The organism is Actinomadura geliboluensis (assembly GCF_043197915.1).
In the GTDB taxonomy this organism is placed as follows: domain Bacteria; phylum Actinomycetota; class Actinomycetes; order Streptosporangiales; family Streptosporangiaceae; genus Spirillospora; species Spirillospora geliboluensis.
On sequence record NZ_JBICUA010000005.1, the window covers coordinates 361,342 to 374,598 of the forward strand.

12 protein-coding genes are annotated in these 13,257 nt (G+C 73.0%); 8 read left to right on the forward strand and 4 right to left on the reverse strand.

Annotated elements, in window-relative coordinates; genetic code table 11:
• Nucleotides 1–50: 50 nt before the first annotated feature.
• Nucleotides 51–2,624 (reverse strand): helix-turn-helix transcriptional regulator, encoded by a 2,574-nt coding sequence (locus tag ACGFI1_RS19295; protein WP_392786774.1) that lies wholly within the window; start codon nt 2,622–2,624, stop codon nt 51–53.
• Between the two features lie 101 nt (nt 2,625–2,725).
• Between ACGFI1_RS19295 and ACGFI1_RS19300 the strand changes: the two genes are divergently transcribed.
• Nucleotides 2,726–3,799, forward strand: a complete 1,074-nt coding sequence (locus ACGFI1_RS19300; RefSeq protein ID WP_392786776.1) for an alkene reductase — start codon at nt 2,726–2,728, stop codon at nt 3,797–3,799.
• A 98-nt stretch (nt 3,800–3,897) separates the two neighbouring features.
• On the opposite strand, the gene ACGFI1_RS19305 is transcribed toward ACGFI1_RS19300, so the two are convergent.
• Complete coding sequence (locus ACGFI1_RS19305; protein ID WP_392786779.1) at nt 3,898–4,314, reverse strand: C40 family peptidase; 417 nt, start codon at nt 4,312–4,314, stop codon at nt 3,898–3,900.
• Nucleotides 4,315–5,190: 876 nt separating this feature from the next.
• Here ACGFI1_RS19305 and ACGFI1_RS19310 point away from each other — a divergent pair.
• From ACGFI1_RS19310 to ACGFI1_RS19325, 4 genes are all read left to right on the forward strand, one after another.
• Complete coding sequence (locus ACGFI1_RS19310) at nt 5,191–6,519, forward strand: family 1 glycosylhydrolase (RefSeq protein WP_392786781.1); 1,329 nt, start codon at nt 5,191–5,193, stop codon at nt 6,517–6,519.
• 66 nt (nt 6,520–6,585) lie between these two features.
• Complete coding sequence (locus ACGFI1_RS19315) at nt 6,586–7,215, forward strand: hypothetical protein (protein ID WP_386870660.1); 630 nt, start codon at nt 6,586–6,588, stop codon at nt 7,213–7,215.
• A 10-nt stretch (nt 7,216–7,225) separates the two neighbouring features.
• Nucleotides 7,226–7,492 (forward strand): BON domain-containing protein, encoded by a 267-nt coding sequence (locus ACGFI1_RS19320; RefSeq protein ID WP_392786782.1) that lies wholly within the window; start codon nt 7,226–7,228, stop codon nt 7,490–7,492.
• A complete protein-coding gene (locus ACGFI1_RS19325; protein WP_392786785.1) occupies nt 7,489–8,250 on the forward strand; it encodes a metallophosphoesterase family protein in 762 nt (253 codons plus the stop codon). Before ACGFI1_RS19320 ends, ACGFI1_RS19325 begins: the two co-directional genes overlap by 4 nt.
• Before the next feature lie 132 nt (nt 8,251–8,382).
• On the opposite strand, the gene ACGFI1_RS19330 is transcribed toward ACGFI1_RS19325, so the two are convergent.
• Both ACGFI1_RS19330 and ACGFI1_RS19335 read right to left on the reverse strand, forming a co-directional pair.
• On the reverse strand, nt 8,383–9,402 hold the full coding sequence (locus ACGFI1_RS19330; protein WP_138641441.1) for a DNA topoisomerase IB: 1,020 nt from the start codon (nt 9,400–9,402) through the stop codon (nt 8,383–8,385).
• Entirely contained in the window at nt 9,402–10,250 is an 849-nt protein-coding gene (locus tag ACGFI1_RS19335) for an SDR family oxidoreductase (RefSeq protein ID WP_138641442.1), read from the reverse strand. The genes ACGFI1_RS19330 and ACGFI1_RS19335 overlap by 1 nt, the downstream gene beginning before the upstream one ends.
• A 197-nt stretch (nt 10,251–10,447) precedes the next feature.
• On the opposite strand from ACGFI1_RS19335, the gene ACGFI1_RS19340 reads away from it, so the two are divergent.
• From ACGFI1_RS19340 to ACGFI1_RS19350, 3 genes are all read left to right on the forward strand, one after another.
• Nucleotides 10,448–11,221: an SDR family NAD(P)-dependent oxidoreductase gene (locus ACGFI1_RS19340; protein ID WP_176194724.1), complete on the forward strand. Its 774-nt coding sequence runs from the start codon at nt 10,448–10,450 to the stop codon at nt 11,219–11,221.
• An 8-nt stretch (nt 11,222–11,229) separates the two neighbouring features.
• The gene (locus tag ACGFI1_RS19345) at nt 11,230–11,994 is read left to right on the forward strand and encodes a crotonase/enoyl-CoA hydratase family protein (protein WP_138641444.1); all 765 of its coding nucleotides are present in this window, start codon (nt 11,230–11,232) and stop codon (nt 11,992–11,994) included.
• Nucleotides 11,995–12,154: 160 nt separating this feature from the next.
• Nucleotides 12,155–13,231, forward strand: coding sequence for a hypothetical protein (locus tag ACGFI1_RS19350; RefSeq protein WP_392786788.1), 1,077 nt, complete (start codon nt 12,155–12,157; stop codon nt 13,229–13,231).
• Nucleotides 13,232–13,257: the final 26 nt, after the last annotated feature.

The following is a 13,257-nucleotide window of genomic DNA, read 5'->3' on the forward strand; positions in this document are numbered from 1 at the left end:
GGCGTCGCCTAGGGCGAGGGCTTGGAGGCTCTGTAGGGAGGCGGTGGGGTTCAGGCGGGCTCCAGGGTCAGGTGGGAGAGTTCCTTGCGGGACGAGATGCCGAGCTTCGGGTACGCCTTGTAGAGGTGGTACTCGACCGTGCGTGGGCTCAGGAAGAGCTGGGTGGCGATCTCCCGGCTGCTGGTGCCTGCGGCCGCCAGGCGGACTACTTGGAGTTCCTGCGGGGTGAGGCGGTCGAGGAGGTCCGGGGCGGTCGGGGTGGCGGTGCCGGATTCGCCGGTGGCACGTAGTTCGGCGCGCGCGCGGTCCAGCCAGGGGGTGGCGTGTAGGCGTTCGAAGATGGACGCCGCCGAGCGGAGCGGGACGCGTGCGTCGGAGCGGCGGCGGGCGCGGCGCAGGTGCTCGCCGTAGAGGAGTTCTGTGCGGGCCCGCTCGAACGGCCGCGACGACTGCTCATGTAGCCGGATCGCCTCGACGTACAGTTCTTCGCTGTCGGTCACCAGGGCCTCGCAGTGCAGGGCCACGGCGAGAGCCCACGGCTGCTTGCTCGCCTCGGCCCACGTGCGGAAGCGGGTGAGGGCTGCCTGCGCGGCGGTGGTCTCGCCCGCGCGTACGGCGGCCTCCACCTGGTCGGCGGCGGACAGGACGTCGGCGTGGCGGTGCGGGCCGTTCGCGATCTCGTCGAGGCGCCGCAGCGCGTCGTCGTAGCGGCCCAGGCCGAGGTCGAGGAGGGCGAGCGCGGCGTCGGCCAGGCCCGGCGGGGCGGACGCGGTCAGCTCGTGGAGGCGGGCCTTGTCGCCCTCGATCGCCGCGATCCGGGCGAGGACCGCGCCGAGGCGGCCCTCGCGGTGCGGGCGGCCGGTGTCGCGGGCCAGCGCGACCGCCTCGGCGACGGTGGCCTCCGCGTCCGCGTGGCGGCCCGCCGCGATCTGCGTCTGCGCGCGGATCTGCAGGACGCCCGGCAGTTCGCCGACCAGGCCGTGCCGGCGGCAGTGCGCGGCCTCGGCGGCGGCCAGTTCCAGCGCCGCCGCGTCCGCGCCGGCGATCAGCGCGAGCTGGGCGCCGCGGAGCCGGTCGCCGGCGCCGTCGCGTATCGCGGTGACCTCGTCGGCGAGCGGCGGCAGGCCGCCCGCGTAGTCGCCGTCCGCGAGCAGCGCGAGGCCGCGCAGCATCCGGTCGCCGGGCAGCAGCTCGGACGCGCGCCGGACGGCGTGCAGCTCGCCGGACGTCCACCCGTACACGGCGCCGGTGCGCAGCATCTCCGCGCGCTCGTCGCCGGCGGCGCGGTCGACCATCATGCGGGCCGCGGCGCGCGGGTCGCCGCGCTCGTACTCGACGGCGGCGTGCACGCGGGCGAGCGCGGCCAGGTCGGCGGCGCCGAGCTTCTCGGCGTGGACGGCGAGGTCGTCGGCCTCGTCCAGCCGGCCCGCCTGGAGGGTGAGCGCGGCGGCGGCGCCGAACCGCGCCGCGCGGGCCGACCGGCCGGGGGTGAGGTCGGCGGCCTGCCGGTAGAGCGCCGCCGCCGTCGCGTGCCCGGCGCGGACGCGGGCGCGCTCGGCGGCCTCCTGGAGGTCGGCGGCGACGTCCTCGTCCGGGGCCAGCGCGGCGGACGCGCGGTGCCGCGCCCGGCAGTCGAGGTCGGTGGCGGACTCGGCGAGCGCCCGGTGCGCGGCGACGCGCCGCGCCGCCGTCGCGCCCTGGTACGCGGCCGCCCGGATCAGCGGGTGCCGGAACACGATGCTGCGCCCGGTGACCGCGACGAGCCGGGCGCGCTCGGCCGCCTCCAGGTCGGCGAGGCCGGTGCCGAACGTGCCGGCCGCCGCGAGCAGGCTCGGCATGTGGCCGCGGCCCTCCGCCGCCGCGATCAGCAGCATCTGCCGGGTCCCCTCCGGCAGCCGGGCGATCTGGTCCTGGAACGAGGCGAGGACGCGGTCGGCGACGCGCAGGGGCGTGGTCTCGGGGGGACGCTCGTCGGCGGCGGCGAACTCGTGCAGCGCGAGCGGGTTGCCGGCCGCCTCCCGCAGCACCCGCTCCCGGACGACCGGGGTCAGCCCGCGCGGCGCGATCAGCCGTTCGGCGTCGTCCCGGGCGAGCCGGCCGAGCCGCAGCTCGGGCAGGCCGGTGCCGGTGAAGGCGTCGTCGCGGGCGGCGAACAGCATGACGACGCCCTCGGCCGCGAGCCGCCGCGCGGCGAACAGCAGCGCCTCGACGGTCGCGGTGTCGAGCCAGTGCGCGTCGTCGGCGACGCACAGCACGAGGCCGTCCTCGGCGAGGTCGGCGAGCAGGGTGAGCACGGCGAGGCCGGTGGCGAAGCGGCTCGGTTCGGCGGACGTCTCGCGGAGCGCGGACCGCAGCGCGGCGGCCGGGGCCGGCGGGAGGCCGTCCAGCCGGTCGCGGACGGGCCACAGCAGCTGGTGCAGGCCGGCGAACGCGATGCCGGACTCCGCCTCGACCCCGGTCGCCCGCAGCACCCGCGGCATCCCGGCGGCGGCCTCCGCGAGCAGCGCCGACTTGCCGATGCCCGCCTCGCCGCGCAGGACGAGCGCGGCGCTGCGCCGGTGGTCGCGCGCCCCGTCGAGGAGCGCGGAGAGCCGCGCCTGTTCGTCGTTCCGCCCGTAGAGCACGCGTCCAAACTACGGGCCCGAATACCGAAAGCCTACGGATGCACCCCGTATCCGGCGGTTCGTACGTTCGTGATCAGCGATAACGAACCGAGGAGGACATCGTGCGGGAACTGTTCGAGCCGCTGTCGGCCGGGAAGCTGGAGCTGCGCAACCGCCTCGTGATGGCGCCGATGACCCGCAGCCGCGCCGGCGCGGACGGCACCGTCACCGGGCTGACCGCCGAGTACTACCGGCAGCGCGCGGGCGCCGGGCTGATCATCACCGAGGGGACGCAGCCGAGCGTCCGGGGGCAGGGGTACATCCTGACGCCGGGCCTGCACTCCGACGAGCAGGTGGCGGCGTGGCGGGCGGTGACCGGCGCCGTGCACGAGGAGGGCGGGACGATCTTCGCCCAGCTGATGCACTCCGGGCGTGTCGGCCACCCCGTCCTGTACCCGGACGGCGGGCTGCCGCTGGGGCCGTCGCCGATCGCGAGCGGGGACCAGCTCTACACGCCGGACGGGATGCTCGACCACCCCGTCCCGCGGGAGATGACGCTGGACGACATCGGCCGGGCCGTCGAGGAGTTCGCCGCCGCCGCGCGCAACGCGGTCGCGGCCGGGTTCGACGGGGTCGAGCTGCACGGCGCGAACGGCTACCTGATCCAGCAGTTCCTCGCCGACGGGAGCAACGTCCGGACCGACGCCTACGGCGGGACGGTCGAGAACCGGATCCGGTTCGCGGTCGAGGCCGTGCGGGCGGCGGCGGACGCGATCGGCCCGGAGCGGGTCGGGCTCCGGGTGTCGCCGGGCGGCACGTCGGGCGGCGTCAGCGAGAGCGACACGCCGGAGCTGTACTCGGCCCTCGTCGCCCGGCTCGCCTCGCTGGGCCTCGCGTACCTGCACGTCATGGAGGAGCTGAACCGCGACATGACCCGCCGCATCCGGGCCGAGTGGCCGGGGACGCTGATCCTGAACCCGCATCCGACGCCGGAGTCGTTCCCCGCGCGGCCGGAGGAGGGCGCCGAGGCGCTGCGGGAGGGCGTGGCGGACGCGATCGCGTTCGGCGAGCTGTGGCTCGCCAACCCCGACCTGCCCGCCCGCATCGCGGCCGGCGGCCCCTACAACGAGGCCGACCGCTCGACCTTCTACGGGGGCGACCGGCGCGGCTACACCGACTACCCCGCCCTTGGCTGAGCCCTCTGGCGAGGGCCTGACCGCCGGAGGCCCCGCACGGCGCGCGCGGGGGACGTCGCGACTCCTGCGGGGCCTGGCGGTGCCGGGGCCGGCCTGGGCTAGAGGCCCGGGCGGACGGCGCCGGAGAAGTTGCGCTTGTAGTACTTGGTCAGCTTGATCTTCTTGACGCGCTTGCCGGAGCTGGGCGCGTGGATCATGTAGCCGTGGCCCGCGTAGACGCCCATGTGGGTGCGGCCGCTGTAGAAGAACAGCAGGTCGCCCTTCACGGCGCCCTTCCAGGAGACCTTCTTCTTGACGGAGCGGTAGATCTGCTGGCTGGTGCGGGGCAGTTTCACGCCCGCCTTGCGCCAGGCGCCGCCGGCGAGGCCGGAGCAGTCCCAGGAGCCGGGGCCCGTGCCGCCGTAGCGGTAGGGGTCGCCGATCTGCTTCACCGCGTAGTTCACGGCGTAGGCCGCGCGCTGCCGCTGCTTGGCGGCGCGGGACTGCTGTGCGGAGACCTTCGCGGCCGTGGTCACGACCGCGGCCTGCCGCGGCGGTGCCGCCGCCTCGGCGGGACCGGCCGTGAGGACGGACGCGCCGAGCGCCGCGGTCGCGGTGAGCGCGAGCCCGCCGGTGGTGATTCCGGTCTTCAGGGGGTTTCGGGGGGTATGCAGAATGACTCCAGATCTCGCGGGTGATGCCTACCGGGCAGCCGTCACCGCGAGGGGTTTCCTTGCGGGTCGGGATGCCGCGGCCATTCCGCCGCGTCCATTCGGCGGGACGCGGGAAACGGTGGCCGCTTCCGGTTCCGTGCCTCTCGTCTGCACGGATTCGGCTTCCGACGGCGGCTTTCGAGCGGTGGGTCCGCGGGCGGACGGCCTGGGGGGCCGGGCCCGGCCCGTGGAGGCGGCCGTGCAGGCCGCGAGCCGCGCGTCGGGTGCGTGTTCTGTTATCCGGGCGGCTGCAGTGCCGCATGAACCGGCAGGAACGTATGCAGAGTCGGGTCGGCATGGCAAATCACTCCGGTCATTCCGATGGGGGCGGGCGCCGGGAAAGGGGCGGTCGCCCCTGTCGTGGCCTGCGCTGATTTCGAGCACCATGGGGGAAGTGTGAACTAGGTCACCTTTCTCGGAAAGAAGATCCATTTCATGGTGGCCCGCCGCGCGCCGCCCGGTAAGTGGAATGTCGTTCTGTGGAAAACCCCTTGACGCTCCGTAATGGCCTGTGGCGTGTATCACGTATCGGTAAATGTGGTTCATGTCTCCTTTCGGTCGCCGGACGCGGCGGGGCGGGGTGGCCGGTTGCGGACGGACGCGAGCACCGGATCCGGCCCGGCCGAGGGCTTGACGGACCGGATCCGGCCGCCTGTAGTCCGAAGGAGAGGGCAGGTTCCGCCCGGCGAAGGGAGCCCTGTGTTCGGCCGTGTGGTGTCAGGTCTCGTCCTGGTCGTCGGGCTCGTGGTGGCGCCGCCGGCCCTCGCCGACGGCGGTCCACCGACCGCGAAGTTCCCGCCCGGCTTCCTCTGGGGCGTGTCCACGTCCGGCTTCCAGAGCGAGGGGCACTTCCCCGACAGCAACTGGACGCGCTATGCCGACCGCAAGGCGCCGGGCGTCACCGACCCCTACGGCGACTCCGTCGACTTCCTGCACCGCTACCCGTCCGACCTGAAGCTCGCCAAGGGCCTCGGTGTGAACGTCTTCCGGACGTCCATCGAGTGGGCCCGCGTAGAACCGCGCCGCGGCCACCGCGACCTGAAGGCGCTCGCCTACTACGACGACCTCATCCGCCGCATCAAGGCGAACGGCATGCGGCCCATGCTCACCCTCGACCACTGGGTGTATCCCGGCTGGGTCGCCGACCAGGGCGCCTGGGACGACCCCCGCACGCGGGACGACTGGCTCCGCAACGCCCGCTACGTCGTCGACCGCTACAAGGGCCAGGGCGTCATCTGGATCACCTTCAACGAGGCCAGCGCCTACATCTACAAGGAGCTCACCACCCGCCCGATGGACCTCGGGCAGATGCTGAAGATGCGCGACGCCCTCATCAAGACGCACCGGGCCGCGTACGACATGATCCACACGGTCGACCCGGGCGCCCTGGTGTCGAGCAACGTCGCCTACGGGACGGCCCTCAACGGCATCTTCGACGCGGCCATGTTCAACGACGTCACCGACAAGCTCGACTTCATCGGCATCGACTACTACTACGGCGCGAACCTGCAGAACCTCACCGCGGTGTACTCGCTCACCGGCGAGTTCTGGAAGATCGACCCAGAACCGGAGGGGCTGTACTACGTCCTGAAGAACTACCAGCGCCGCCTACCGCACCTACCGGTCTACGTGGTCGAGAGCGGCATGCCGACCGACGACGGCAAGCCGCGCCCGGACGGCTACACGCGCACGGACCATCTCCGCGACCACATCTACTGGATCCAGCGCGCGATGGCCGACGGCGTGAAGATGATGGGCTACAACTACTGGAGCCTCACCGACAACTACGAGTGGGGCAGTTACCGGCCACGGTTCGGCCTCTACACGGTGGACGCGCTGACTGACCCGACCCTGGCGCGCCGTCCGACCGACGCCGTTCCCGCCTACCGCTCGATCATCGCGAACCGGGGCGTCCCGTCCGGGTACGTGCCGGTGCGCGCGCCCGGCTGGTGCTCGATCGAGGATCCCGTCGCGACCTGCCTGGGCACGACCCCCACGCCGCCCGCCGGGTACCGCCCCGCAGGGTGACCGGAGAGGCATGACCGGCGCCTCCCCGGGTACCGCCACCGCGAGCGCAATCGACCAGGGGAGCGCGTGGGGGACGTGCAGACGCACCCGAAGGCCGCGACGCGCGGGTCCGGCACCGCGGGACCGGGGCCCGGCCTGGGCGGCGTGGCGGACGATCTGCTGACCGCCCTGAAGCGCGCGGCGGCCGCCCTCCGCGACGCCGGCGTCGGGTACGCGCTCGCGGGCGGCTTCGCGGCGTACGCGCACGGCGCGGCGGTGTCGACGCACGACGTCGACTTCGTGCTGCGGGAGCGGGACGTCCAGGCGGCGCTGGACGCGCTCGCCGCCGCGGGCATGACGCATCTGGAGAGCCCGGAGAACTGGCTGGAGAAGGCCCACGACGGCGAGCACGTCATCGACCTGATCCACACGCCGTCCGGCCGTCCGGTGGACGGCGAGCTGCTGGGCCGGGCCGCGGAGATGACGGTGGGCGCGGTGTTCATGCCGGTCCTGCCGGCCACCGACCTGATGGTCATGCGGCTGCTGGCGTTCACCGAGACCGCCTGCGACTTCAGCGGGTTCCTGCACGTCGGCCGGGCGCTGCGGGAGCAGGTGGACTGGCGGCGGGTCGCCGCGGAGACCGCGGAGTCGCCGTACGCGTACGCGTTCCTGACGCTGCTGGCCCGGCTGGACGTGATCGAGGAGGACGTGCTGTGAGGGAGGCGCTGTGACCGGAAGGGGGCAGGCCATGGCCGACATGTCGGGATACCTGGCCGCGCACATCCAGGAGCGGCTCACCGCGGAGGCGTACGAGCTCGGCATCCGGGTGGACGTCCGCGGGGACGTCGTGCACCTGCGCGGCGAGGTGGTGAGCGAGGAGCGGCGCCGGGCCGTCGAGGAGGCGGCGCGGGAGGCCGCCGAGGGCCGCGAAATCTGCAACGAGCTGCACGTCGTCGCGGTGCCGGAGCCGGACGGAGAGGAGCAGATCTCATGATCCGTGTCGCCGCCGCGGGGGACCTGCACGTCGGGCCGGAGGTGGCCGGGGAGTACCGGGCGCACCTCGCCACGCTCGCCGACCAGGCGGACGTGTTCCTGGTCGCGGGCGACCTGACCCGGCACGGCACGGCCGAGGAGGGCCGGATCGCCGCCGGCGTGCTGCGCGACCTCGGGCTGCCGGTGGTCGCCGTGCTCGGCAACCACGACTACCACTCCGACGCCGAGGACGAGATCACCGGCGTCCTGCGGGAGGCGGGCGTGACCGTCCTCGAAGGGGACGGCACGGTGCTGGACTGCACCGGGACGACCCTCGGCATCGCGGGCGGCAAGGGGTTCGGCGGCGGGTTCGAGGGCCGCTGCGCCAGCGACTTCGGCGAGCCGGAGATGAAGGCGTTCATCCGGCACACCAAGGACTTCGCCGACCGGCTGCACCTGTCGCTCACGGAGCTGGACGCCGACGTCACGGTCGCGCTCACGCACTACTCGCCGTCCGCCGACACCCTCGAAGGGGAGCCGCTGGAGATCTACCCGTTCCTCGGCAGCTACCTGCTGGGGGAGGCGATCGACGCGGCGGGCGTCGACCTCGCCGTGCACGGCCACGCGCACAAGGGGACGGAGCGGGGCCTCACGTCCGGCGGGATGCGGGTGCGGAACGTGGCGCTGCCGGTGCTGCAGCACGCCTACGCCGTGTACTCCCTGGAGGCGCCTGAGTCCGCGGATCCGCATCGCGTCCGGGAACGGGTGTCGGCCTGGTGACGTTCGCCTCTAGGAGACTGACGTTCGCCCCTGGGAGACGGGCCGGTGGGACGGCCGCGAGATCGCGTGGAGGGGAGTGATCTCCCGGCCGTCCCACCGCCCGACGCCGCCCCACTGTCCGACCGCTCCCCGTCACGCGGTCGGGCGCAGCAGGTCGAGGACGGCCTGCTCGACCGGGCCCTGCGTCGCCAGCTCGCCCACCGACGCCTCGACGCCCAGCCGGCCGAGCGCGGGCGCGATCGTCTCGCCGGCCTCGTAGCGCTCGATGACGCGCGGGTCGATGTAGGAGGCGCGCGCGACGGCCGGGGTGTTGCCGAGGTAGGCGGCGACCTCCTTCACGACCCGGACGATGGCGCGCCGGCGGGCGGCGTCGCCGCCGTCGGCGCGGACCGACACCGCGAGGCCGACCGCGGCGAGGACGGTGGCGTGCCAGGTGCGGAAGTCCTTGGCGGTGAAGTCGCCGCCGGTCACCTCGCGGACGAAGTCGTTGATGTCGGACGCGGTGACGTCGTGCCAGCCGTCCCGCGTCCGGTAGGCGAGCAGCTCGGGGTCGTCGCCGGGGCGCCGCTTGAGGCCGCTGACGACCTTGCACACGTTCTCCTCGGCGACCGCGCGGTACAGGTCCTTCGAGCCCTTGGCCGGGTACTCGAACGTCACCTCGTCGCGGCGGCAGGTGACGTGCTCGCGCAGGACGGTCGCGAGCCCGAACGTGCCGTTCTCCGCCGCGTACGACTCGCCGCCGATGCGGAAGAAGCCGAGGTCGATGAGCCGGACGGCGGCGGCGAGCACCCGCTCGCGGGTGTAGCCGCGCCCGGTCAGGTGCTCGTCGAGCGTGTGCCGCACCTTGGGCAGGCGCTCGGCCAGCTCCAGGACGTGCTCGTGCTTCTCCTGGTCGCGCTGCTCCCGCCATGCCTCGTGGTAGAGGTACTGGCGGCGTCCTGCCGCGTCGGTGCCCATCGCTTGGATGTGGCCGTCCGGCTCTGGGCAGATCCAGACGTCCTTCCAGGCGGGCGGTATGACGAGCGATCGGATGCGTGCCTTCTCAGTGGGGTCTTGCAGGGGACGACCGTCAGGCCCCAGGTATACGAAGCCCTTGCCGGCTCTGCGCCGTCCGTAGCCGGGTTCCCCAGGGTCGCTACGTTGCAGCTCCATCAGCCCGGGTGAATCTCCCCACCGGCGGGTACGAGCGTCTGCCCCGTGTAATAGGACGACTGGCGGTTGGCAGCGAAGAACACGTAGGACGGCGCGATCTCATCGGGATCGGCGGCACGCCCCATAGGCGCGTTCTTACCGAAGGACTCCACGCGCTCGGCGTCGAACGTCGCCGGGATCAGCGGCGTCCACACCGGGCCCGGCGCGACGCAGTTGACGCGGATCTCGCGGTCCATCAGGTTCTGGGCGAGGCTCGCGGTGAGCGACATCACCGCGCCCTTGCTGGCGGAGTAGTCGATGAGCGTCTTGTTGCCCCGCAGCCCGTTGATGGACCCGGTGATGATGATGGACGAGCCTGGCCCCATGTGGTCGAGGGCCTCCTGGATCGTCCAGAACACCGCGAACACGTTCACCTCGAACGTCCGGCGCAGCTGCTCGCCGTCGATCTCCCGGACGTCCTTCACCGGCGTCTGCGTGCCGTGGTGCAGGACGAGCACGTCCAGTCCGCCGAGCTGCCTGACGGTGTGCTCGACGACCTCCCGGCAGTGCCGCTCCTCGGCCATGTCGCCGCCGAGCATGACGCAGCGCCGCCCCGCGTCCTCGACCAGGCTCGCGGTGTGCCGGGCGTCGTCGTCCTCTTCCAGGTAGGTGATGGCGACGTCGGCGCCCTCCTTGGCGAACGCGATCGCGGTGGCGCGCCCGATCCCCGAGTCGCCGCCGGTGATCAGCGCGCGCCGCCCGTGCAGCAGGTCGCTGCCGAGGTAGTCGCGCATCTCGTCGCGCGGTTCGGGTGCCATCTCCCCGGTCCTGCCGGGGTAGGACTGGCTCTGTGCCGGACGTTCGCTCATGCTCGGTTCCTCCCGGGATCGACCCCGCCGTCCACATGACGCGGGTGCCCGGAGCTGCGCTGAGCAAACGCGGGCCCTATTGTAACCCGTGAGTAATAACGCGCTCGGCGATCCGCCGGGGTGTGAGCGGAGCGCGCGCCGACGTCTGGATAGCATCACCCCGAACCACATTCGGTCCCTCACGTAAGGTGTCGCTTATGGACCTGAACGGAGTTTCCGCCGTCGTATCCGGTGGCGCGAGCGGCCTCGGTGAGGCCACCGTCCGCGCGCTGGCCGCCGAAGGCGCCAAGGTGGTCGTCGCCGACCTGAACGAGGACAGGGGCAAGGCCCTCGCCGACGAGGTCGGCGGCGTCTTCGTCAAGACCGACGTGTCCAGCGAGGAGCAGGTGCAGGCCGCCGTCCAGGCCGCCGTCGACACCGGCGCCCCGCTGCGCGTCATCGTCAACAGCGCCGGGATCGGCTGGGCGTCGCGGACCGTGAACCGCGACGGCTCCCCGCACGACCTGGCCTCCTACGAGACCGTCATCCGGGTCAACCTGATCGGCACCTTCAACCTGATGCGGATCGGCGCCGCCGCCATCTCCAAGACCGAGCCCGCCGACGCCGACGGCCTGCGCGGCGTGGTGATCAACACCGCGTCCATCGCCGGCCTCGAGGGCCAGACCGGGCAGATCGCCTACTCCGCGTCCAAGGGCGGCATCATCGGCATGACGCTGCCGGCGGCCCGCGACCTCGCCGCGATCGGCGTCCGGGTCAACACCATCTGCCCGGGCATCATCGACACCCCGATCTACGGCTCCGGCGAGCAGGCCGAGGCGTTCAAGGCCAAGCTCGCCGCGCCCGTCCCGTTCCCGAAGCGGATGGGCAAGGCGTCGGAGTTCGCGCACCTCGTCAAGTCCCTGATCGAGAACGACTACATGAACGGCGAGACGATCCGCTTCGACGGCGGCATCCGCTTCCAGCCCAAGTGAGGCACTGAATGACCGACGCTGTTCTGACGGAGGAAGACGGCGCCGTCCTCGTCATCACCATCAACCGCCCGGAGGCCCGCAACGCGGTCAACGGCGAGGTGGCGCGGGGCATCGCGGCGGCCGTCGAGGAGCTGGAGTCCCGCAAGGACCTGTCCATCGGCATCCTCACCGGCGCGGGCGGGACGTTCTGCGCCGGGATGGACCTGAAGGGCTTCCTGACCGGCGACAACCCCGTCGTCGAGGGACGCGGGTTCGCGGGCCTCACCGAGCGCCCGCCGGCCAAGCCGATGATCGCCGCGATCGAGGGCTACGCGCTGGCCGGCGGCTGCGAGGTCGCGCTGTCCTGCGACATGATCGTCGCGGCCCGGGACGCCCAGTTCGGGCTGCCCGAGCCGAAGCGCGGCCTGGTCGCGGCGGGCGGCGGGCTGCTGCGGCTGCCGCAGCGCATCCCGTACCACATCGCCATGGAGATCGCCCTCACCGGCGACAAGTACCCGGCGGAGCGGATGGCCGAGCTCGGGTTCGTCAACCGGCTCGCCGAGTCCGGCGGCGCGCTCGCCGCGGCCAAGGAGCTGGCCCTCAAGGTCGCCGAGAACGCGCCGCTGGCGCTCGCGGCGACCAAGAAGGTCATCGTCGAGTCCGCGGACTGGACGACCGAGGAGGCGTGGAAGAAGCAGCAGGAGATCACCCTGCCGGTCTTCACCTCCAAGGACGCCCAGGAGGGCCCGGCGGCGTTCGCCGAGAAGCGCAAGCCGAACTGGAAGGGCGAGTAACCGCCCCTCCCGTGCCGAGGCGCCCGGAACCCACCGCGGTTCCGGGCGCTTCGCGTGTGCGGGGACGGCCTGTTCCGGCCGGGCGCCGGGGTTTCTCTCGGCGTCGAGTAAGTGATCGCGTACGCTGACCCGGGCTTGCTGTGATCTTGAAAGGAAGCCCATGAGACGCAACGCGGCACTGGCGGTCGCCACCGCCCTGGCCTGCGCCGCCGGGACGGTCGCGGCGGCCGCCCCCGCGCACGCCGCCGGCTGGACGGACGCGGCCACCGGAGCGACGGCCTACAACGGCTCGCTCGACCGGGTCGACTTCGGCGCCGGGGGCGCCGGCTGGGCCGTCGGCGCCGCCGGCAACCTCTTCGGCCCGGAGGCCAAGATCGTCCGCTGGACGGGCTCCGGCTGGACCGCCCAGCAGAGCCCGGTCGGCTTCACTCCCGTCGATGTGGCCGTGTCCGGGCCGTCCAAGGCGTGGGTCATCGGATACAACCTGGGTGGAACGGTCGGCCTCTACTGGAACGGCACCGCGTGGAGCCAGGTCTCCTATCCGCTGGTGGGCTTCCCGAACGCCGTGTCCGCCGCCCCCGACGGCGCCGCCTACTCCATCGCCGGGCTCAACCAGTTCAACGGCGGCCCGAGCGCCGTCCTCCGCTGGACCGGCAGCGCGTGGGTCGACCCGCAGGTCCCGCTGCCGCCCTCCTCGTCGATCACGGCCGTGGACGTCCGCGCCGCCGACGACGTCTGGCTCGCCGGGACGACCGCTGAGTCCGGGACGTCCGCGACCGGGCTGGTCATGCACTTCGACGGGACGTCCTGGGAGCGGATCGACGTCCCCGGCTCGCTCGGCGCCCTCGGCTTCCAGGGCACCCTGTACCGCATCGTCGCCGACTCGCCGACGAACGTCCACGTGCTGCGCGTCCGGCAGAACGCCCAGATCACCAACGCGATCCAGCACTACGACGGCACCTCGTGGACGACCGTCGACCTCCCGCTGAACGCGACCGGCGCCGGGATGTCGTCCGACGGGCAGGGCGGCGTGGTCGTGCTGCCGGTCACGACCGGCACCAAGACCCGGTACCTGCACTACGACGGCTCGTCCTGGACGACCCTGGAGGGCCCGGCGCGCACCGGCACCGTCCAGGCGTCCGACGCCGACGCCCGCCCCGGCACGGCCGCCGTCGTGAGCACCGGCACCGCGACCGAGCCCACCAAGAAGGCGCCGTTCATCGAGCAGTTCGGCTGAGCCGGACCCGCCCGCCCGTCCCGCCG